Annotated in this window: 20 protein-coding genes and 1 pseudogene; 12 read left to right on the forward strand and 9 right to left on the reverse strand. The window is 70.1% G+C overall.

Features of this window, described 5'->3' with window-relative positions; all coding sequences use genetic code 11:
* Positions 1–233 precede the first annotated feature (233 nt).
* The 3 genes and pseudogenes from AB5J53_RS32085 (at position 234) to AB5J53_RS32095 (ending at position 3,458) form a co-directional block, all read left to right on the forward strand.
* The gene (locus AB5J53_RS32085; RefSeq protein ID WP_369249098.1) at positions 234–1,316 is read left to right on the forward strand and encodes an SIS domain-containing protein; all 1,083 of its coding nucleotides are present in this window, start codon (positions 234–236) and stop codon (positions 1,314–1,316) included.
* Positions 1,317–1,319: 3 nt separating this feature from the next.
* Positions 1,320–1,514, forward strand: a pseudogene (locus AB5J53_RS32090) (TetR/AcrR family transcriptional regulator); the annotation flags it as partial.
* A 477-nt stretch (positions 1,515–1,991) separates the two neighbouring features.
* A complete protein-coding gene (locus tag AB5J53_RS32095; RefSeq protein ID WP_369252605.1) occupies positions 1,992–3,458 on the forward strand; it encodes a sensor histidine kinase in 1,467 nt (488 codons plus the stop codon).
* A gap of 199 nt (positions 3,459–3,657) precedes the next feature.
* On the opposite strand, the gene AB5J53_RS32100 is transcribed toward AB5J53_RS32095, so the two are convergent.
* Together AB5J53_RS32100 and AB5J53_RS32105 are read right to left on the reverse strand one after the other, a co-directional pair.
* On the reverse strand, positions 3,658–3,915 hold the full coding sequence (locus tag AB5J53_RS32100) for a WhiB family transcriptional regulator (protein ID WP_006380970.1): 258 nt from the start codon (positions 3,913–3,915) through the stop codon (positions 3,658–3,660).
* 319 nt (positions 3,916–4,234) lie between these two features.
* Positions 4,235–5,203: a diacylglycerol kinase family protein gene (locus AB5J53_RS32105; RefSeq protein WP_369249099.1), complete on the reverse strand. Its 969-nt coding sequence runs from the start codon at positions 5,201–5,203 to the stop codon at positions 4,235–4,237.
* Positions 5,204–5,351: 148 nt separating this feature from the next.
* Between AB5J53_RS32105 and AB5J53_RS32110 the strand changes: the two genes are divergently transcribed.
* Positions 5,352–5,804 carry a hypothetical protein gene (locus AB5J53_RS32110; RefSeq protein WP_369249100.1) on the forward strand — a complete coding sequence of 151 codons (453 nt, stop codon included), beginning with the start codon at positions 5,352–5,354 and terminating at the stop codon, positions 5,802–5,804.
* Between the two features lie 16 nt (positions 5,805–5,820).
* Here the strand turns inward: AB5J53_RS32110 and AB5J53_RS32115 are convergent, their stop codons facing one another.
* The 3 genes from AB5J53_RS32115 to AB5J53_RS32125 form a co-directional block, all read right to left on the reverse strand.
* Complete coding sequence (locus AB5J53_RS32115) at positions 5,821–6,984, reverse strand: RNA polymerase sigma factor SigF (RefSeq protein ID WP_369249101.1); 1,164 nt, start codon at positions 6,982–6,984, stop codon at positions 5,821–5,823.
* The gene (locus tag AB5J53_RS32120) at positions 6,981–7,394 is read right to left on the reverse strand and encodes an anti-sigma regulatory factor (RefSeq protein WP_054228129.1); all 414 of its coding nucleotides are present in this window, start codon (positions 7,392–7,394) and stop codon (positions 6,981–6,983) included. Before AB5J53_RS32120 ends, AB5J53_RS32115 begins: the two co-directional genes overlap by 4 nt.
* A gap of 307 nt (positions 7,395–7,701) precedes the next feature.
* A complete protein-coding gene (locus tag AB5J53_RS32125) occupies positions 7,702–7,962 on the reverse strand; it encodes a UBP-type zinc finger domain-containing protein (protein ID WP_369249102.1) in 261 nt (86 codons plus the stop codon).
* Between the two features lie 61 nt (positions 7,963–8,023).
* On the opposite strand from AB5J53_RS32125, the gene AB5J53_RS32130 reads away from it, so the two are divergent.
* Positions 8,024–9,619: a Na+/H+ antiporter gene (locus AB5J53_RS32130; RefSeq protein WP_369249103.1), complete on the forward strand. Its 1,596-nt coding sequence runs from the start codon at positions 8,024–8,026 to the stop codon at positions 9,617–9,619.
* Here AB5J53_RS32130 and AB5J53_RS32135 read toward each other — a convergent pair.
* The 3 genes from AB5J53_RS32135 to AB5J53_RS32145 all read right to left on the reverse strand — a co-directional run bounded on the left by AB5J53_RS32135 (position 9,601) and on the right by AB5J53_RS32145 (position 11,581).
* Complete coding sequence (locus AB5J53_RS32135) at positions 9,601–10,584, reverse strand: 1-aminocyclopropane-1-carboxylate deaminase/D-cysteine desulfhydrase (protein ID WP_369249104.1); 984 nt, start codon at positions 10,582–10,584, stop codon at positions 9,601–9,603. The two genes, AB5J53_RS32130 and AB5J53_RS32135, sit on opposite strands and share 19 nt — an antisense overlap.
* A gap of 36 nt (positions 10,585–10,620) precedes the next feature.
* Positions 10,621–11,211 (reverse strand): N-acetylmuramoyl-L-alanine amidase, encoded by a 591-nt coding sequence (locus tag AB5J53_RS32140; RefSeq protein ID WP_369249105.1) that lies wholly within the window; start codon positions 11,209–11,211, stop codon positions 10,621–10,623.
* 136 nt (positions 11,212–11,347) lie between these two features.
* Positions 11,348–11,581 carry a hypothetical protein gene (locus tag AB5J53_RS32145; RefSeq protein WP_369249106.1) on the reverse strand — a complete coding sequence of 78 codons (234 nt, stop codon included), beginning with the start codon at positions 11,579–11,581 and terminating at the stop codon, positions 11,348–11,350.
* A gap of 188 nt (positions 11,582–11,769) precedes the next feature.
* On the opposite strand from AB5J53_RS32145, the gene AB5J53_RS32150 reads away from it, so the two are divergent.
* The 3 genes from AB5J53_RS32150 (at position 11,770) to AB5J53_RS32160 (ending at position 15,454) form a co-directional block, all read left to right on the forward strand.
* Positions 11,770–13,176: a family 2B encapsulin nanocompartment shell protein gene (locus AB5J53_RS32150; RefSeq protein WP_369249107.1), complete on the forward strand. Its 1,407-nt coding sequence runs from the start codon at positions 11,770–11,772 to the stop codon at positions 13,174–13,176.
* A 217-nt stretch (positions 13,177–13,393) separates the two neighbouring features.
* Positions 13,394–14,440, forward strand: a complete 1,047-nt coding sequence (locus tag AB5J53_RS32155) for a family 2 encapsulin nanocompartment cargo protein polyprenyl transferase (protein WP_369252607.1) — start codon at positions 13,394–13,396, stop codon at positions 14,438–14,440.
* A 411-nt stretch (positions 14,441–14,851) separates the two neighbouring features.
* A complete protein-coding gene (locus AB5J53_RS32160) occupies positions 14,852–15,454 on the forward strand; it encodes a GNAT family N-acetyltransferase (RefSeq protein ID WP_369249108.1) in 603 nt (200 codons plus the stop codon).
* Between the two features lie 38 nt (positions 15,455–15,492).
* Here AB5J53_RS32160 and AB5J53_RS32165 read toward each other — a convergent pair whose 3' ends face one another.
* Positions 15,493–16,083 carry a TetR/AcrR family transcriptional regulator gene (locus AB5J53_RS32165; protein WP_369249109.1) on the reverse strand — a complete coding sequence of 197 codons (591 nt, stop codon included), beginning with the start codon at positions 16,081–16,083 and terminating at the stop codon, positions 15,493–15,495.
* Positions 16,084–16,268: 185 nt separating this feature from the next.
* Here AB5J53_RS32165 and AB5J53_RS32170 point away from each other — a divergent pair, with 185 nt between their 5' ends.
* The 4 genes from AB5J53_RS32170 (at position 16,269) to AB5J53_RS32185 (ending at position 18,823) form a co-directional block, all read left to right on the forward strand.
* On the forward strand, positions 16,269–16,856 hold the full coding sequence (locus tag AB5J53_RS32170; RefSeq protein ID WP_369249110.1) for a dihydrofolate reductase family protein: 588 nt from the start codon (positions 16,269–16,271) through the stop codon (positions 16,854–16,856).
* A gap of 26 nt (positions 16,857–16,882) precedes the next feature.
* Complete coding sequence (locus tag AB5J53_RS32175; RefSeq protein ID WP_369249111.1) at positions 16,883–17,080, forward strand: hypothetical protein; 198 nt, start codon at positions 16,883–16,885, stop codon at positions 17,078–17,080.
* Positions 17,081–17,177: 97 nt separating this feature from the next.
* The gene (locus tag AB5J53_RS32180) at positions 17,178–17,591 is read left to right on the forward strand and encodes a YciI family protein (protein WP_369249112.1); all 414 of its coding nucleotides are present in this window, start codon (positions 17,178–17,180) and stop codon (positions 17,589–17,591) included.
* A 5-nt stretch (positions 17,592–17,596) separates the two neighbouring features.
* The gene (locus tag AB5J53_RS32185; protein WP_369249113.1) at positions 17,597–18,823 is read left to right on the forward strand and encodes an RNA polymerase sigma factor; all 1,227 of its coding nucleotides are present in this window, start codon (positions 17,597–17,599) and stop codon (positions 18,821–18,823) included.
* The last annotated feature ends 124 nt before the right edge of the window (positions 18,824–18,947 follow it).

Consider the following 18,947-nt stretch of genomic DNA (forward strand, 5'->3'; position numbering starts at 1 on the left):
CTGGAACCCGAAGGGGGACACATGTGGTATAGACCAATCTAGCAGAGCGTCACCCTCCCGTCGCCCCGAAGGCTCCACCCGGACGCGCGAGCCCCCACCCGGGGGAGTGCAATGGAAACCGCACACCGACTCACGCCGCACGCCGCAGCCGCATGACGCACGCACGGCACACGCCGCATCGCACACGCCGCATCGCACACGCCGCATCGCACACCGCGCACAAGGAGGCACCCATGACCGCCACGCCCCCGCACCCCCAGGGCACCTCCCAGGGCGACCGCCCGGGCGGGATCATGGCCCGGGAGATGGCCGAACAGCCCGACATGCTGCGGCGGATCCTCGACGCGGGCGCGCCCCGGATCCAGGACGTGGCCCGGCGGATCGCCTCCCGCAAGCCGCGCTTCGTGCTGCTCACCGCACGCGGCACCTCCGACAACGCGGCCCTGTATGCGAAGTACCTCCTGGAGATCCGCCTGGGCCTGCCCTGCGGGCTCACCTCGATGTCGACGACCACGGCCTACGGCGCGCACCCCGATCTCACCGACGTCCTGGTGATCACCGTCAGTCAGTCCGGCGGCTCCCCGGACCTGGTCGCCTCGACCCGGGCCGCCCGCGAGGCCGGCGCCATCACCCTCGCGGTGACCAACAACCCGGACTCACCGCTGGCCGCCGTCTCCGAGTACCACATCGACATCATGGCCGGACCGGAGAAGGCCCTCCCCGCCACCAAGACCTATACGGCCTCACTCCTCGCCCTCTATCTCTTCGTCGAAGGACTGCGCGGCGGCGACGGCGCCCCCGCGAAGGTGCTGCCCGACCTCGCCGCCGGACTCCTCGCCCGCCAGGACGAGGTCAGGGCCCTCGCCTCGCGCTACCGCTTCGCCGAGCGCATGGTGATCACCTCGCGCGGCTACGGCTACCCCACCGCCAAGGAAGCCGCCCTGAAGCTGATGGAGACCAGCTACATCCCTGCCCTCTCCTACTCCGGCGCCGACCTCCTGCACGGCCCCCTCGCCATGGTCGACAACATCTCGCCGGTCATCGCGGTCGTCACCGACGGCAAGGGCGGCGAAGCGCTTCAGCCCGTGCTCGACCGGCTGCGCGGCCGCGGCGCCGACCTCGTCGTCATCGGCCCCCGGGCCCAGGTCGAACAGGCCTCGGCCGGGTTCGTCCTGCCCACCGAAGGCGTCGCCGAAGAGGTCCAGCCGATCCTGGAGATCCTCCCGCTCCAGCTCCTGGCCTACGAGGTCACCATCGCCCGGGGCCAGGACCCGGACGCCCCGCGCGCCCTCGCAAAGGTGACGGAGACCCACTGAGGCGCGAGCATCGCCGCGTTCGAGAGTCGTACAAAGCCGGGGGTCCCCCAGGGCGGGCTGCGCGCCGACACCGACGCGGCGGCTCTCGCCCGGCACACCGGAGCGATCATCCAGGGCATGTCCCAGCAGCCCCGCGACGGCGCCGGCAGGGAGGAACTGGAGGCCCTCTCCGAAGTCGTTCATGCGCTCTGGTCCCGGCCTCGAGCCGGAGTGGCCGCCGTCACCCGCCGATCCGGCCGACTCATCCGCCAATCCGGCCCGTTCATGAACCGAAGCGGGTTAGTCTGCGTGATGGATGCCGTTGGATGTTGGATAAACAGACAACAACAAACATCCGTCGACGCATGGACAGAAGGCGCATGGACGCAGGACCATGGTCTAGTCCACAATGCTTTGGCAACTGAAGGCATTGAAGGCAAGTGAACAAGCCTCCGTCTTCCCCGCACAGGAAGGCGGACCGAGGAACCGGCGCTCTCTGCCCTGACTGCTCCGGCTCCTCTCTTCGGCCGACCGGGACCGCACACCCCCGCGGCCGTTGTTGCTCCGGGCTGCGGTGCCGGGAGGGTTGAGGGTCCCTCCCAGGCGCCGCGGCCCGCGGGTGTTTCCGGAGCCGGTGCGGGCGGCTGATTTCGAGGCCTGTCGTATCCGCCGGGTACGCTCGCAGACGTGCCCTCCATGAACGACCTCGTACGCCAGCACACCGCCCTCGGTGACTCCGATCTCGAGTGGCTGCATCTGCTGGTCTCGGAGTGGCAGCTGCTCTCCGACCTCTCCTTCGCCGACCTCGTCCTGTGGGTCCCCACGCGCGACGGCACCCGCTATGTCTCCGTCGCCCAGATGCGGCCCAACACCGGCCCCACCTCGTACCAGGACGACATGGTCGGCCACCTCGTCCCGCGAGGCCGCCGTCCGATGCTGGACGCGGCGCTCGACGAGGGCCGGATCGTGCGCGAGGGCGACCCGGAGTGGCGCGAGGAGGTTCCGGTCCGGGTCGAGTCCATTCCCGTACGGCGCGAGGGACGCGTCCTCGGCGTCATCGCCCGGAACACCAACCTCCTCACCGTGCGCACCCCGAGCCGGCTTGAGCTGACGTATCTCCAGAGCGCCTCCGACCTCGCCCAGATGATCGCGGCGGGCTCCTTCCCGTTCCCGAACCAGCAGGTCGACATGGACGCCTCGCCGCGGGTGGGCGACGGGCTGATCCGGCTCGACGCGGACGGCATCGTCCAGTACGCCTCACCGAACGCGCTGTCGGCGTACCACCGCCTCGGCCTCGCCGCCGACCTGGTGGGTCACAACCTCGGTGTGACCACCGCCGAACTCGCTCCGTCCCGTGGCCCGGTGGACGAGGCGCTGTCCAAGGTCGCCAGCGGCTGGGCGCCCCGTGAGTTCGAGATCGAGAGCGGTGACGGGGTGATCCAGCTGCGTGCGATCCCGCTCAAGCCCAAGGGCACCCGCGTCGGTTCACTCGTCCTGCTGCGCGACGTCACCGAACTGCGGCGCCGCGAGCGGGAGTTGATCACCAAGGACGCGACCATCCGGGAGATTCATCACCGGGTGAAGAACAACCTCCAGACGGTGGCGGCACTGCTGCGGCTGCAGGCCCGGCGCATCGACTCGGACAAGGGCCGGGAGGCCCTGGAGGAAGCCGTACGCCGGGTCGGTTCGATCGCGATCGTGCACGAGACGCTCTCCCAGAACCTGGACGAGCGCGTGGAGTTCGACGAGATCGCCGACCGGGTGCTCGCCATGGTCGCCGAGATCTCGCCCGGCAAGGTCACCGGCCGGCGCACCGGCCGTTTCGGCATCCTTGACGCCGAGGTCGCGACCCCGCTCTCCATGGTCCTCACCGAAATTCTCCAGAACGCCCTGGAGCACGGCTTCCGTGAGGGCGACCGGGGCACCGTCGAGGTCTCGGCGGTGCGCGGCGGCACCACCAAGGACGCCCGCCTGCTGGTCACCGTCCAGGACGACGGAGTCGGTCTGCCCGAGGGCTTCGACCCGCACCGCTCGGGCAACCTCGGCCTGCAGATCGTACGGACGCTGGTGGAGGGCGAGTTGGGCGGCACCTTCGACATGGTGGCCGCCCCGGAGCGCGGTACGCAGGTGATCCTGGACATCCCGGTGCCGGCCCACAAGTGACCGCGGCAGTCACACAAGTGACCAGGGCTCAGTAGCAATCCCTGCGGCCGCAAACAGCAATGAGCCCCGGACCACTGGGTGGTCCGGGGCTCACGCTCACGTTGCTATGCGCATCGGGGGTACTGCGCGCTGCGGCTCGGGGGCGGGAGATGCGTACTCGCTGTACGCGCCGCCAAGCTCAGGCTCGCGGGGTGGGGTGTCAGGCGGTGGCCTGACGGGCCCGGTTGCGGGCGGCGCGGCGCTTCATGGCGCGGCGCTCGTCCTCGCTGAGGCCACCCCAGACGCCGGAGTCCTGGCCGGACTCGAGCGCCCACTGCAGGCACTGCTCCATGACGGGGCAGCGGCGGCAGACGGCCTTGGCTTCCTCGATCTGCAGCAGCGCAGGACCGGTGTTGCCGATGGGGAAGAAGAGCTCGGGGTCTTCCTCGCGGCAAACGGCGTTGTGACGCCAGTCCATGGCTGCTACCTCTCCTTGGTATTACATTCAGGTTGCTTGTGAATGTGAACGCTTTCACGAATCCCTCAACAAGTGAAGGGCCGACTACCAGACGGACTGGCGTGGTCCTGTGATTTGAGGAGGGGTTCTGGCTCTCTGTGGTGGCCGATGTTGCGGGCCGTCCCGAGCGCCACGTAGAGACTCGCAAACCTCAGCGGCGGATACAACCCCTTCAGGAAAGTTTTTTTTGATTCCTCGGTGTCGACTAGGTCACAGCCGTACTTCCATGGGGTGGACCCTGGTCTAAACGTTCGAGTGAAAGGACTTTGGGCCCTTCCGCTCACACAATCACACGCAGTGCACGGCGTACGCCTGTGAACGTCACGCTGGTGCGCAGTCCAAGGTGGTCGCCGTCCATCTGAAGGGGTAGCGGCGCCTTCGAATGCAAGGTGAAGTCCGTCAGGTCGTGCAGGGACACGGCGTGCTTGCCATGGGGTCCCCGCTCGGGGGACGAAGTGAGCAACTGCGTGGCATACCGGGCAACCGCGGTGGTCGACATGCGGCTGAGACCGAGTACGTCGAGCCCCGTATCGAACGAGGCCTTAGGCGCCGCGTACACCGGACGATTGCCGAGAAACGTCCACGGCGAGGCGTTGCAAATTATGGACAGGACCAGATCGGTGACCGGGTCCGCGCCGGGGCGCTCCAGTGTGATCGTTCCGTGTCTGCGGTGAGGTTCGTCCAAAAACGTGCGTACCGCTTGGCGGAGATACAGCGCATGCGTGGAGCGCTTGCCGCGCTCGCGCTGCTGCTCGACCCGGCCGATCACGCCCGCGTCGAACCCGAGTCCCGCGCAGAAGGTGAACCAGCGGGAGGGCACGGCTTCGTCCTCCGTGCCGGGAGTGCCCGCGGCCAGGCCCAGGCCGATCGTGCGTTCGCGCTCCTCGCGCAGCGCGTCCAGCAGCGCGCCGGTGGCCTCCACGGCGTCGTTGGGCAGGCCCAGGGCGCGGGCGAAGACATTGGTGGAGCCGCCGGGGACCACGGCCAGGCGGGGCAGGCGCTCCGGATCGGGGCCATGGTGGAGCAGGCCGTTCACGACCTCGTTGACCGTGCCGTCGCCGCCGAGGGCCACGACCAGGTCGATGTCCTTGCTGTCCGCGGCCTGCCGGCCGAGATCCCGGGCGTGCCCGCGGTACTCGGTGGTGACCGCCTCCAGCTTCATCTCGCTGGCCAGCGCGTGGATCAAGACGTCACGCGTGCGCGCACTTGTGGTGGTTGCTGCCGGATTGACCACGAGAAGTGCACGCATGCGATGCAGCGTACCTACTGGGTGGTACTCATCCCAGACCGAGGTAGGGATCAGGTAAGAGACGGGGACGTGAGTCTGCCCACCCGGTGACGTGAGGCTGTACACCCGGAGCGCTCGGCCGCCCAGGGCCGACGGCTACTCTTCAGGGGTGAGCCCTGAGCAGAACCCCACCCCTGACGCCCCCACCGCAGAACCCCGCCCCGGGCGGCTGACCGCCGCGGCGGCACTGGCCGCGCTGGAGGGGCTCGCACTCGTAGCGGGCGGCGGCTACATGCTCGTCCTGGGCCTCACGGGCGACCCCGACGACCGGCAGCAGGCCGTCACCGGCGGCGTCACGCTGATCGTGCTCGCCCTCCTGCCCCTGCTGGCCGCGCGCGGACTGCTGCTGCGCCGCGGCTGGAGCCGGGGGCCGGCCGTCATCACCCAGATCATGGCGCTGCCCGTGGCCTACAACCTGCTTCAGGCCGACAGCATCGCGATCCCCGGCGGCATCGCCCTGGCGGTCGTCGCGATCGCGGCCCTGGTGCTGCTGGTGAACCCGGCAACGACGCGGGCCCTCGGAATCCGAGGGCCCGGCAGGGACGTACAGGACCAGAAGTAACCGGTCTCGGCTGGTCTCACTCCTCCACGAGGAGCTTCTCCCGCAGCTGCGCCAGCGTGCGGGCCAGCAGCCGTGACACGTGCATCTGGGAGATGCCGACCTCCTGCGCGATCTGCGACTGCGTCATGTTGCCGAAGAAGCGCAGCAGCAGGATGCGCTTCTCGCGCGGGGGGAGGTCTTCGAGCAGCGGTTTCAACGATTCCCGGTACTCGACGCCCTCCAGGGCCTCGTCCTCGGCGCCCAGGGTGTCCGCGACGGCCGGGGACTCGTCGTCCGTGTCGGGGACGTCCAGGGACAGCGTGGAGTACGCGTTGGCGGACTCCAGGCCCTCCAGGACCTCCTCCTCCGAGATGGCGAGCTTCTCGGCCAGCTCGTGGACCGTGGGGGAGCGGCCGTGCAGCTGCGAAAGCTCCGCGGTCGCCGTGGTGAGCGCGAGCCGCAGCTCCTGCAGCCGGCGCGGCACCCGCACCGCCCAGCCCTTGTCGCGGAAGTGCCGTTTGATCTCGCCGACGACCGTCGGCGTGGCGTACGTCGAGAACTCGACGCCGCGCTCCGGGTCGAAGCGGTCGACCGACTTGATCAGGCCGATGGTGGCGACCTGGGTGAGGTCGTCCAGCGGCTCCCCGCGGTTGCGGAAGCGGCGGGCCAGGTGCTCGACGAGGGGCAGATGCATGCGGACCAGCTGGTTGCGCAGCTCGGCGTACTCGGCGCTGCCCTCCTTCAGCTTGCGCAGCTCGATGAACATCGCCCGTGCCCCACTGCGGTCCTGGGGGTCGTGCTGGATCTGCTGGGCGCTCGGCCCGTGCTGGATGTGCTGGGCGCTCGGCCCGTGCTGCGCGCCCTGCACGCTCTGCGCTCCCAGCTCGTCGTCTCGCTCGTGCTCGCTCATAGTCCCGCCCGTCACCAGCCGTCGCCCCTCCGAGGACGTGCTCCGCGCGGCACCCTCCGGATCCCGTTGCCCGTCGCCCTGGCCGGAGAGCTTCTCCCGTTCGTCCTCGTCGATCGGCGCCTCGGATACGGCCGAGGAGGCGCCGTCCTCCGGGTGCGGTCGGGCCTGCTCGGGGATGCCGTCGACGCCTTCCGCCGTGCGCCGCGGCCCGCCGAGGCCGTCGACACGCTCGGCGGGAAGCTCCCGTGTGCCGCGCTCTTCGTCCCGCACCGGCCCGTCCCCGTTCCTCACGCCGGCCCGGGTCCCGCGCCGCGCTGTTTGTAGAGGCTGATCGAAACGGTCTTGTCCTCGGCGACGGTCGAGTCGACCTTGCCGGCGAGGGCCGAGAGGACGGTCCACGCGAAGGTGTCCCGGGAGGGGGCGTGACCGTCCGTGGTCGGGGCCGAGACCGTGACCTCCAGAGAGTCGTCGATGAGCCGGAAGACACAGCTGAGCACCGAGCCGGGGACGGCCTGTTGCAGCAGGATCGCGCAGGCCTCGTCCACCGCGATGCGCAGGTCCTCGATCTCGTCGAGGGTGAAGTCCAAACGGGCCGCAAGCCCGGCCGTGGCCGTGCGCAGCACCGACAGGTAGGCACCCGCGGCGGGCAGCCGGACTTCCACGAAGTCCTTCGTCGCGGGCTCGCCTGCGATCTGGGACACCCTCACCTCCATGGTGGTACAAGCTCATTCGAGCTCTTTCGGGGCCGAGGGTCGCCCCCCGGGGTAACGCGGTACGTGGTTCAGCGGTGACGCTACCGCGCTCCCAACTTTCCTGTCCTGGGGACCCCGCCCCTTGCTGTCACTCATAGTAAGCCTATGAGTACGGACAGTGGCTAGGGGTCTGCGGGCCCAAATAGGAAGAGCGCGCGCCGGGTTGACGTACCCAGGCGTCAGACGGTCGAACCGTCCGGATCGAGGGTCGCACGCCTACGTGATCCACGAGTCCTTCCAGTATGCCGCCGACGCGTCAGACGAGGACGTGGTCGACGAAGCACCAACGCCAGTCCTCCCCGGGCTCGAAGGTGCGCATGATCGGGTGTCCGGTGTCCTTGAAGTGCTCCGTCGCGTGGCGCTGCGGTGAGGAGTCGCAGCAGCCGAGGTGTCCGCACTCCAGACACAGGCGAAGCTGCACCGGATGCGTGCCGGCGGCCAGACACTCCAGACAGGTCTCGCTCAGGGGCTCGGGCTCGGGGTGCGGCAGCGCGTGGGCGTGCGTGCACTGTTTCATGATTGCCAGGTTACGTCGGGTGTGCGGGAAGCCGCGCGAAAACGAGGGCGGGCGAAAGACGATGCACGTTTTGCCACTGCTGTTGCTGGTCGCGGGCAGCGCGGCGGTCGCCGGGGCCGCCCGCCGCACCCCGGTTCCCGCGCCGCTCCTGCTCGTCGCGGTGGGCCTGGCGGTCTCGTACGTCCCCGGGGTGCCCCCCTACGAGCTCGACCCCGAGGTCGTGCTCCCGCTGCTGCTTCCCCCGCTGCTGTATACGGCGGCCACCGACAGCTCGTACCTCGATCTGCGGGCGCAACTGCGGCCCGTCGCGCTGTTGTCGGTCGGGTACGTCCTCTTCGCGACCCTCGTGGTCGGCTGGGCCGCGTATCTGATCGTGCCGAGCATGCCGTTGACCGCGGCGCTGGTCCTGGGGGCGGTGGTGGCACCGCCGGACGCGGTCGCGGCGACGGCGGTGGCGCGCCGGGTGGGGCTGCCCTCGCGGATCACCACGATCCTGCAGGGCGAGTCCCTGGTGAACGACGCGACCGCGATCACCGCCTACAAGGTGGCGCTCGCCGCGGCGGTCGGTGAGGGCGCGACCTGGGCGGGCGGCGTCCGCGAGTTCCTGATCGCGGCGGTCGGCGGCGTGGCCGTCGGGCTCGTCCTGATGCTGCCGCTGCACTGGTTGCGCACGCACCTGAAGGAGGCGCTTCTCCAGAACACCCTCTCCTTGTTGATCCCCTTCGTCGCGTACGGGGTCGCCGAGCAGGTGAAGGCCTCCGGGGTGCTCGCGGTCGTCGTCGTCGCCCTCTACCTCGGACACCGCTCCTGGGAGGTGGATTTCGCGACCCGGCTCCAGGAGGAGGCGGTGTGGAAGATGGTCGCCTTCATTCTGGAGTCGGCGGTGTTCGCTCTGATCGGACTGCAGCTGCCGGTCGTCCTCAAGGGGCTCGGGGAGTACGAGGGCACCAATGCCGCCTGGTATGCGGTGGTCCTCTTCCTCGTGGTGGTCGCGGCCCGGTTCCTGTGGGTGTATCCGACGACGTTCCTGCCGCGGCTGTTGTCGGCGCGGATTCGGGGGCGCGAGAAGAACCCCACCTGGAAGGCGCCGTTCGTCATCAGCTGGGCCGGTATGCGGGGCGTGGTCTCGCTCGCCATCGCCTTCTCCATCCCGCTCACCGTGCACGACGGAGGGGCCTTTCCCGATCGCAATCTGATCCTCTTCCTGACCTTCACGACCGTCATCGGGACGCTGGTCGTGCAGGGGCTCACGCTGCCCCCGCTGATCCGCCTCCTGAAGCTGCCGGGACGCGACCTGCAGGCCGAGACGCTCGCCGAGGCCAACGCCCAGGCGCAGGCCTCCCGGGCCGCCGAACAACGCCTCGACGAACTCCTCAGCGACGAGCGCAATGCCCTGCCCCCGCCGCTCGCCGACCGCCTGCGCTCCGTCCTGGAACGGCGCCGCAACGCCGTCTGGGAGCGCCTCGGCGCCCTCAACCCGGTCACCGGCGAGACCGCCGACGACACCTACCGCCGGCTGTCGCGCGAGATGATCGGCGCCGAACGCGAGGTCTTCGTGAAGCTCCGCGACCTGCGCTACATCGACGACGAGATGCTGCGGATCCTGCTGCGCCGACTGGACCTGGAGGAGGCGGCGGCCTATCGGGAAGCGGCCTGAGGTTCCGAGCCCGACTCCGGGAAGGGCGCTCCGGTGATCACCGCCGCCACCGTCGTCCCGCGCGGGAACGCGCCCTCATCCGCCAGGGCGACAAGTCCGTACAGCATCTTGGCGACATAGAGACGTTCGACAGGCAGACCGTGGCGGTGCTCGAAGTCCTCGGCGAAGGTGTCGAGTTCGGGGGTGGTGCGGGCGTAGCCGCCGAAGTGGAAGCGGTCGTCGAGGGACCAGGTGCCGCGGCGGGTGCCGAAGGCGGCCTGCTGGAGGGCCTGTATGTCGGCGCTCAGAAAGCCGCCCTTGAGGACGGGGAAGCCGAGGGCGCGCTGGTCGGGGCCGAGCCCCGCGGCCAGGCCCGCGAGGGTGCCGCCGGTGCCGCAGGCGAGTGCGGCCACGTCGACGCCGTCGTGGCCGCACAGCTCCTCGCCGAGCGCCTGACAGCCGCGTACGGCGAGGGAGTTGCTGCCGCCCTCGGGCACGATGTACGCGTTCTCGGCGCCCACCGTGCGCAGGATCCCGGCCAGCGTCTCCGGCTCCGCTTTGCGGCGGTATGTCGATCTGTCGATGAAGTGCAGCCGCATGCCGTCGGCCGCGCACCGGGCGAGCGAGGGGTTGAGGGGGTGGTCGGCCAGCTCCTGGCCGCGGATCACGCCCAGCGTGGGCAGGCCCAGGAGGCGGCCCGCGGCGGCCGTGGCGCGCAGATGGTTCGAGTACGCCCCGCCGAAGGTGACCACCGTACGGCCGGCCGCCGCCTCCAGGTTCGGGATCAGCTTCCGCCACTTGTTGCCGGTCAGCTCCGGGTGGATCAGATCGTCCCGCTTGAGCAGCAGCCGGACGCCATGGCGGGCGAAGCGCTCGTCCGCGGCCTCGCGCAGCGGCGAGGGGAGTCGCGGCCGCAGGGCGGTCGGGCCGAGCGCTTCGGGAGCGTCGGGGGCGTCAGGGCTGGTCACCCCGCCATTGTCGGGCATCTGTCCGGGGGCGGGGCAGCCACCCGTGCCCGCTCGTCACTTCAGACGGTCGCGGATGCGCTTCCGCATGGAGTCCATCGTGAATCCTCTGGGGTCCACCTTTCCCGGCTGCCACTCCAAGTGGCCGATGACCGAGCGTTCCGTCCAGCCGTGGTGGCGGCAGATCGCGGCGGAGACCTTCTCGATGGTGTCCAGTTGGGCCTCGGGCCAGGGGTCCTTTCCGTCGCCGAGGTTCTCGCACTCGAAGCCGTAGAAGTGGCGGTTGCCGTCGGTGTTCGCCTCGTTGTCGTGCGGTAGCGCCTTCTCCGCGATCACCGCGCGCAGAACGTCGTCGTCGCCCAGGCCCGCGTGATTGGCCCTCCCGTAGCCGACGAGGTGAAGGACGCCGTCCTTGGTGATGACGCCGTGGCACAGCGGCCCGGGCAGCCCCGGGTAGCCGTCGCGGCAGATCTCGACCGTGCGCTCGCTGCCCGAGGTCACCGTGTGGTGGATCATCACGCCGTACACCGGACCCCACGGGCCCTTGTGATTGCGGTTGTGATGCTCCCAGTCGCCGACCTCGACGACGGTGACGCCTGCCTCCCTGAGCCGGTCCAGGAAAGTGCCCGCGGACATGGGTGGGGCCATGGCCGCCTCCTTCGCGCTGCACGCCGGCCACCTGTCGCGGCCGTCTCGTACCGCAGCTTGTACCCGTGATCGGGCGGCCGGGCCTACTCGTTCGCACAGCGTGCGAGCCGATCCGGTCAGGAGCGGAGTGGGCCGGTCAGGCGCGCAGGAACGCGTCCCCGTGCGTCGCTATGTGGCTCTCCAGGGCCTGCAGGGCCTGTTGGGTCGCCTCGGGGGAGCCGCTGCCACGCCGCTCCGCGTAGTACGCCGCGCCCAGTTTCTTGAGGAGGTCGCCGCCGGCGCGCTGCGCCTGCACCTCGTCGATCTTCTGCTTGCCCTGTGTGAGGCCGCGCTGTGCCTGTTCTTTCGCACGGTCCAGGAAGCCTGCCACTGCCGTCTCCTGTCGTTGTCCGTCAAAGGGCGAACGGTTGGCCGGATCTTGAAGTTCCCTGGACAGAATGCAGCTGCGTGCCCACTCGCGGTTGATCCATTCCCGCTCATTCGTGTAATAGCACCGGCACGCTCCGTGATGGAAGGCTTGTCCCCGCAGATCAGTGCACGACCGGGAGGGCAATTTTCATGTCGGTAGGCGAAGAGGTCCGCGCGGAGCAGGGCAGGCCGCAGCAGAGTCTCGGCACATCCGCCGCGCGGAACCTGGCCACCACCACCAAGTCCGCACCCCAGATGCAGGAGATCAGCTCACGATGGCTGCTGCGCATGCTGCCGTGGGTGAACGTGCAGGGTGGCACGTACCGCGTGAACCGGCGGCTCAGCTACTCCGTGGGCGACGGCCGCGTGACGTTCGTGAAGACCGGTGACCGCGTCCAGGTCATCCCCGCGGAGCTCGGCGAGCTGTCCGTACTGCGGTCGTACGAGGATCAGGAGGTGCTCGGCGAGCTCGCCCAGCGCTGCCAGCAGCGGGAGTTCGCACCAGGGGAAGTGCTCGCCTCGTTCGGCAGCCAGGCCGACGAGGTGTTCCTGCTCGCGCACGGCAAGGTCGAGAAGATCGGCACGGGCCCCTACGGGGACGACGCGGTGCTCGGTGTCCTCGCCGACGGCGCTTACTTCGGGGAGCAGGCGCTCATCGACCCGGACGCCATCTGGGAGTACACCGCCCGCGCGGTCACCGCGGTCACCGTGCTCACACTGCCCCGCCAGGACCTCGAGCAGGTCGCGGAACGCGCCGAGTCCCTGCGCACCCACCTCCAGGAGCTGCGTGCGATTCCGGAGCAGCGGACCAACAAGTACGGAGAGAAGGAGATCGACCTCTCCGCCGGCCACACCGGAGAGCCGGACATCCCCGGCACCTTCGTCGACTACGACGCCGCACCGCGCGAGTACGAACTGAGCATCGCCCAGACCGTACTGCGCCTGCACACGCGCGTGGCCGACCTCTACAACCAGCCCATGAACCAGACCGAGCAGCAACTGCGGCTCACCGTGGAGGCATTGAAGGAACGCCAGGAGCACGAGCTCATCAACAACCGTGAGTTCGGACTGCTCAACAACTGCGAGTACGACCAGCGGCTGCAACCGCACGACGGCGTCCCCAGCCCCGACGACCTTGACGAACTGCTCAGCCGCAGGCGCGGCACCAAGCTGTTCCTCGCCCACCCGCGCGCGATCTCCGCGTTCGGCCGCGAGTGCAACAAGCGCGGACTCGTCCCCGAGAGCATCGAGATCGCGGGCAACCGCATCCCGACCTGGCGAGGGGTGCCACTCTTCCCGTGCAACAAGATCCCGGTCAGCGACACCCGTACGACCTCGATCATCGCCATGCGTACCGGCGAGGCCGAGCAGGGCGTGATCGGGCTCCAGCAGGCGGGCATCCCGGACGAGATCGAGCCGAGCCTGTCGGTGCGCTTCATGGGCATCAACGAGCAGGCGATCATCTCCTACCTGGTGACGGCGTACTACTCGGCCGCGGTGCTCGTGCCGGACGCCCTCGGCATCCTGGAGAACGTCGAGATCGGCCGCTGGCGGTGACCTTCCGCGAGCCGGCGGTCGCCGTGTTCCCGCCCTTCGGGGCGGGTACATCGAGGGGGTACGCGCCCAGCGGCCGCGGAAGCGCCACCGTCCGCAGACTCTCCGAGGCGATTCCATGGGTGAGTTGTTCATGGGTGAGTTCACGGGTGACTTCATGACGGAGACGACACAGAGCCCGACCGAGATCCTGCACAGGCTGAGCCCCATCGGGAGGCCCATGGACAGGAAGGGGCCACCCGGCCCGCTCGAGGGGCAGGAAGCGGCGGGCATCCTGGAGCGTGCCCGGGCGTCGGTCGACCCCGAGCTGCGCAGGGCCATCGAGTCGCTGCCCGGCTCGATGCGCCGGATCGCGCTCTACCACTTCGGCTGGGAGCACGCGGACGGCACTCCGGCGGCGGGCAACGCGGGCAAGGCGATCCGGCCCGCGCTCGTGCTGACCGCGGTCCGGGCGCTCGGCGGACAGCATGCGACGGCCGTGCGGGCGGCCGCCGCCGTGGAGTTGATCCACAACTTCACCCTGCTGCACGACGACGTCATGGACCGGGACACCACCCGCAGGCACCGCCCCACCGCGTGGACCGTGTTCGGCGACGCCGACGCGATCCTCGCCGGGGACGCCCTGCAGGCGCTGGCCCAGCGGCTGCTCGCCGAGGACCCGCACCCGGCGTCCTCGGCGTCCGCCGCCCGGCTCGCGTCCTGCGTGGTCGAGCTGTGCGCGGGACAGCACGCGGACACGGCCATGGAGAAGCGCGGCCCCGACGAGGTCACGCTCGACGAGTGCCTCGCCATGGCCGAGGCGAAGACGGGCGCGCTGCTCGGCTGCGCCTGTGCGCTCGGGGCGCTGTACGCGGGGGCGGACGAGGAGGACGTCGAGGCGTTGGACGCGTTCGGCCGGGAGGCCGGGCTCGCGTTCCAGCTGATCGACGACGTGATCGGGATCTGGGGGGACCCGAGCCGTACCGGCAAGCCGGTCGGGGCGGATCTCATCGCCCGCAAGAAGTCGCTGCCCGTGGTTGCCGCGCTCGCCTCGGGCACGCCGGCGGCCGGTGAACTGGCCGAGCTGTACGGAGTGCCCTACGAAGAGGGGGAGTTGGAGCGTACGGTCCTCGCCGTCGAGCGGGCGGGGGGCCGCGACTGGGCACAGGACCAGGCGGCCGAGCGGATGTCCCGGGCGATGCATGAGCTGTCCCGGGCGGTGCCCGATCCGGAGGCGGCGGGTGGGCTCCTCGCGCTGGCGGAGTTCGTGACGCGGCGCAGCAACTGACCGGCTTGGCGCGCCGGTCGAGGACCCCGGAGCCTCCGGTTCCCTACGGCACCTGACCTCCGTACGGCGCCGGGCTCCGGCCGGGCGGGTCCCGCACATCCCCACGGTGTGCGGGGCCCGTTCTTTTTCGCCCCCTCCGCCCCTACCCGTCCCGTACCTGGGGGGCTGCCGCCCCCCAGACCCCCCGCTTCGGCCTTGACGGCCCCGTCCTCAAACGCCGGACGGGCCAAAGAACGAGCGCCGACCGGGGTGGGGAGGCCAGGCGCGGTGGGTGGGGCAGGGCACGCCGCCGACTCGACCTCGGACGCCGGACCGGCTCGATGGTGCCGGTGGGGCTGAAGAGGTCAGCCCCCACCGGTTACGCTTCAACCGCCATACGATCAAGGTCGGTTGGGGCGAAGGGGCGGGCACATGGGCGTGGCGATCCGTACGGCGGGCGAGCGGGACCGGGAGCTGGTCGTCCGGCTGCTCGATGCGGCCTTTCTGGACGATCCGGTGAGTGGGTGGGTCTTCCCGGACGAAGCGCACCGCCGGGCTACGCACCACAAATTGATGGCCGGGTTTCTTGATGTCGTGCTCGCCGAGGGGCGGGTCGATGTGGCCGAAGACGGTGTGGCGTGTGCGCTGTGGCTGTCCGTTCCCGCCGAGGAGCACGGTGACGAGGACGGACCTGCGCAGCTGCGCGAGGCCGTCGACCCGGGGAACGAGCGTGTCGAGCTGATCGGGCGGCTCACGGCGGACGTCCATCCCGCGGGCCGCGACCACGAATACCTGTGGATGATCGCCGTGGCGCCTGAGCGGCAGGGCGAGGGTCTGGGTACCGCGCTCATCCAGTCGGTCCTCGACCGCTGCGATCGTGAGGGCCTGCCCGCGTATCTGGAGGCGAGCAACGCCCGCAGCCGCAAGCTGTACGAGCGTCTCGGATTCGCCGCTGTCGGGCGTCCCCTCGATCTGCCGGACGGGCCGCAGATGTGGCCCATGTGGCGCGAGCCGCGGCCCGGGCGGGAGGGCTGAGCGGCTCCGGAGAAGCGCGGGTGCGTTCCCGGAGCCGCTCAGCCCTCCGGGACGATCGTCGTCACGATCCGTTCGAGCAGCTCGTCCGGGACGGCGACTCCCCGCAGTACGCCGTCCAGCACCCCGGGCAGTGTCAGGTGTTCCAGGAGCAGCCCGAGCATGGCGAGATAGAGCACCGTCACGGTCTCGTCGCCGCCGGGCAGCCCGGCGTCCCGATGGAACTCCATGCCCTGCTCCAGATCGCCGCGTACTGACTTGGTGTACGAGGCGCGCAGGGCGGGGCGGCGGGTGGCCTCCAGGCGCATCTCGAAGAGGGCGAGATGGCCCGTGCGGTCACGGGTCGCGCGGGCCAGCAGGTCGCGCATGAACTCCAGCACCAGGGAGCGGTCCTTCGGTCCCTTCAGCAACTCGGCGAGCACGGCCGGGTCGGGGGCCAGGCGCTGGTGGAGGTGGGCGTCGACCTGGTTCAGCAGGTCGTCGCGGTCGGTGAAGTAGTTCGACGAGGTGCCTACCGGCACGGCCGCCTCGGCGTCCACGGCGCGGAACGTCAGCCCGCGTGCCCCCTCACGCGCCAGCACCTCCGCGGCCGCGTCGACGAGGGCCGCTCTGCGCTCCGGGTTGCTTGCCATCGGGGCTTCCTCCGACTCGTTGCTTCAGTCGCTTTTGGGTCGCAGTCGTTTTTGGGTCGTTTTCAGTTGCTGCTCTTAACCCCTTGTAACCACTACAAGTGAAGCACTATAACTGAAGTGGTTCGGCCGTGGTCATCCACCGCCACGGACGCCCGTGAACGCGCTGCCTACGAAAAGAGACCCGCTTGCGCAAGCTCACGTACTTCATCGCCTGCTCGATCGACGGTTTCATCGGAGCCCCGGACGGCGACGCGCAGTTCTTCATACCGTTCGTCGACGAGGAGTACTTCGAGGACTTCCTCAAGGCGGAGTACCCGGAGACACTGCCGACCCACGGCCGCCGCCCGCTCGGCATCGACGACTTGGAGAACCGGCACTTCGACACGATCATCCAGGGCCGTGCCAGCTACGACCTGGCGCTGGACGCCGGCGTCACCAGCCCCTACGCCCATCTGCGCGAGTACGTCGCCTCGCGCAGCATCGAGGAGTCGCCCGACCCGCATGTGGAGATCGTCGCGGACGATGTCGTCGGCAAGGTCCGCGAACTCAAGGCGGAGGACGGCGAGTTCGGTATCTATCTGTGCGGCGGCGCGCAGCTCGCGGGCGCGCTGATCGACGAGGTGGACGAGCTCGTCATCAAGACCTACCCGGTGGTGCTGGGTTCCGGCATGCCGATGTTCGGCTCCGGGTTCGACGTCGCCGAGTTCGCGCTCGACGAGGTGCGGGTGTTCAAGAACGGGGTCCTCGTGCGGACGTACGGCAGGAAGCGCTGAAGCCCCCGCCGTCCTACCCTGAAGGCATGGGCACCGATGAGCAAGTATGTCCCGAATGCGGGCAGCCGGTCGCCACGGTGGTACGGCGTCACAAGACCCTGGGCGCTTGGGTCCCCCTCTGGCGACCAGGGCCCTGCCGGAATCCGAAGTGCGCGGCGTACGTCGGCGAGCACGTGGAGGAGTCCCCGGGCGAGCCGGAGGAGCCGGTCACGGAGAAATCCTGACCGAACGCGCGCGGCCGTGTAGAGAATGGAGGGTCGGCTCCGACGTCTCCTGTGAGAGCCGCCCACCGAGGGCGGCGGGAGCCGAAGGAGCGGACTCATGAAGTACCTGGTGATGGTGCAGGGCACGCAGGCCGACTACGAGGGCATGCGCGGCAAGGCGTCCGCGCAGGCCCCGGCCTGGACCGAGCAGGAACTGCAGGCCATGTACGCGTACATGGGCGCGATCAACGACGACCTGTCGGAGACCGGTGAGCTGATCGACGGGCAGGGGCTGGCCGAGCCGGCACAGACCCGGCTGGTCGCCCTGGGCAAGGACGGCAAGGCCGTGATCACCGATGGCCCGTACAGCGAGACCAAGGAGCTGATGGCCGGCTACTGGGTGCTGGAGTGCGCGAGCCTGGAGCGGGTCACCGAGATCGCCGAGCGCGTCACGCGGTGCCCCTGCCCGGAGGGTGCCACCGACTACCCGGTCGTCATCCGGCCCATCATGGACGGCGCCGGGGACATCTGACCGGCATGAGCATCGAGGTCGAGGATCTGCTGCGCCGGCACGCGCCGCAGGTCCTCGGCGCTCTCGTACGCCGGTACGGGCATTTCGACGCCGCCGAGGACGCCGTACAGGAGGCGCTGCTCGCGGCGGCCGGGCAGTGGGTCGACAAGGGCGTGCCCGAGAATCCGCGCGGCTGGCTGATCAAGGTCGCCTCGCGGCGGCTGACGGATGCCCTGCGCAGTGAGGAGGCGCGGCGGCTGCGGGAGGAGAGGGCGCTGGCGCTGACTCCCCGGGATGCCTTCACGGCGCCGCCGCCGGGGGCGGACCGGGCGCCGAACGAGGACGACACGCTCTCGCTCCTCTTCCTCTGCTGCCACCCCGATCTGACCCCGCCCGCGCAGATCGCGCTCACCCTGCGGGCGGTCGGCGGTCTGACCACCGCGGAGATCGCCCGGGCGTATCTCGTGCCCGAGGCGACGATGGCCCAGCGGATCAGCAGGGCCAAGCAGCGGGTGAAGGGGGTCCGTTTCGGGCGCCCGGACCAGTGGGAGGAGCGGCTGCCCGCCGTCCTGCACACCCTCTATCTGATCTTCAACGAGGGCTATACGGCGACGTCCGGAGCGGTGCTCCGGCGGGCCGAACTCGCGGGCGAGGCCGTCCGGTTGACGCGTACGGTGCACCGGCTGCTGCCCGAGAACCATGAGGTGACGGGCCTGCTGGCGCTGATGCTGCTGACCGACGCCCGTCGCGTCGCCCGGACGGGTCCGCACGGCGAGTTGGTGCCGCTCGACGAGCAGGACCGCGGCCTGTGGGACAAAGCGGCGATCGAGGAGGGTGTGGCGCTGGTGACGCAGGCGCTGTCGTTGTCACGGGGGAGTGCCGGGCCCTACCAACTCCGGGCCGCCATCGCCGCGGTGCACGACGAGGCGCCGTCCCCGCAGGCGACGGACTGGCGCGAGATCCTCGGCCTGTACGACGTGCTGGTCCGCCGGGTCCCGGGTCCCGTCGAGCGCCTCAACCGCGCGGTGGCGGTGGCCATGGTGGACGGGCCGCGGGCGGGGCTGGCCGAACTCGACCCGCTGGAGGGCGAGTTGGCGGCCGGACACCGGCTGGACGCGGTCCGCGGTCACCTGTTGGAACGCGCGGGAGACACGGCGGCGGCCCGCGCCGCGTACGAGTCGGCGGCCCGCAAGACCCTCAGCCTCCCCGAACAGCGCTATTTGCACGCGCGGTCCGCACGCCTGAAGCCGTAGGGTTTCCGCGGCATGCCTGAACCTTTTGTGCACCTCACTGAGCGCTCCCTGTGGGAGGCGGCCCGCGCGCCCGGCCCGTCGGTGTGACCGCGGTGGGTGTCGCCCCCTCCGCCCCTGCCCGTCC

Origin of the sequence: Streptomyces sp. R41 (assembly GCF_041053055.1) — a bacterium.
Classification (GTDB): Bacteria; Actinomycetota; Actinomycetes; order Streptomycetales; family Streptomycetaceae; genus Streptomyces.

Coding starts and splice junctions, on each gene's coding strand:
- AB5J53_RS32085 (WP_369249098.1), top strand. CDS start 234: ATGACCGCCACGCCCCCGCACCCCCAGGGCACCTCCCAGGGCGACCGC.
- AB5J53_RS32095 (WP_369252605.1), top strand. CDS start 1,992: ATGAACGACCTCGTACGCCAGCACACCGCCCTCGGTGACTCCGATCTC.
- AB5J53_RS32100 (WP_006380970.1), bottom strand. CDS start 3,915: ATGGACTGGCGTCACAACGCCGTTTGCCGCGAGGAAGACCCCGAGCTC.
- AB5J53_RS32105 (WP_369249099.1), bottom strand. CDS start 5,203: ATGCGTGCACTTCTCGTGGTCAATCCGGCAGCAACCACCACAAGTGCG.
- AB5J53_RS32125 (WP_369249102.1), bottom strand. CDS start 7,962: ATGAAACAGTGCACGCACGCCCACGCGCTGCCGCACCCCGAGCCCGAG.
- AB5J53_RS32130 (WP_369249103.1), top strand. CDS start 8,024: ATGCACGTTTTGCCACTGCTGTTGCTGGTCGCGGGCAGCGCGGCGGTC.
- AB5J53_RS32135 (WP_369249104.1), bottom strand. CDS start 10,584: ATGCCCGACAATGGCGGGGTGACCAGCCCTGACGCCCCCGACGCTCCC.
- AB5J53_RS32140 (WP_369249105.1), bottom strand. CDS start 11,211: ATGGCCCCACCCATGTCCGCGGGCACTTTCCTGGACCGGCTCAGGGAG.
- AB5J53_RS32150 (WP_369249107.1), top strand. CDS start 11,770: ATGTCGGTAGGCGAAGAGGTCCGCGCGGAGCAGGGCAGGCCGCAGCAG.
- AB5J53_RS32155 (WP_369252607.1), top strand. CDS start 13,394: ATGGACAGGAAGGGGCCACCCGGCCCGCTCGAGGGGCAGGAAGCGGCG.
- AB5J53_RS32160 (WP_369249108.1), top strand. CDS start 14,852: ATGGGCGTGGCGATCCGTACGGCGGGCGAGCGGGACCGGGAGCTGGTC.
- AB5J53_RS32165 (WP_369249109.1), bottom strand. CDS start 16,083: ATGGCAAGCAACCCGGAGCGCAGAGCGGCCCTCGTCGACGCGGCCGCG.
- AB5J53_RS32175 (WP_369249111.1), top strand. CDS start 16,883: ATGGGCACCGATGAGCAAGTATGTCCCGAATGCGGGCAGCCGGTCGCC.
- AB5J53_RS32180 (WP_369249112.1), top strand. CDS start 17,178: ATGAAGTACCTGGTGATGGTGCAGGGCACGCAGGCCGACTACGAGGGC.
- AB5J53_RS32185 (WP_369249113.1), top strand. CDS start 17,597: ATGAGCATCGAGGTCGAGGATCTGCTGCGCCGGCACGCGCCGCAGGTC.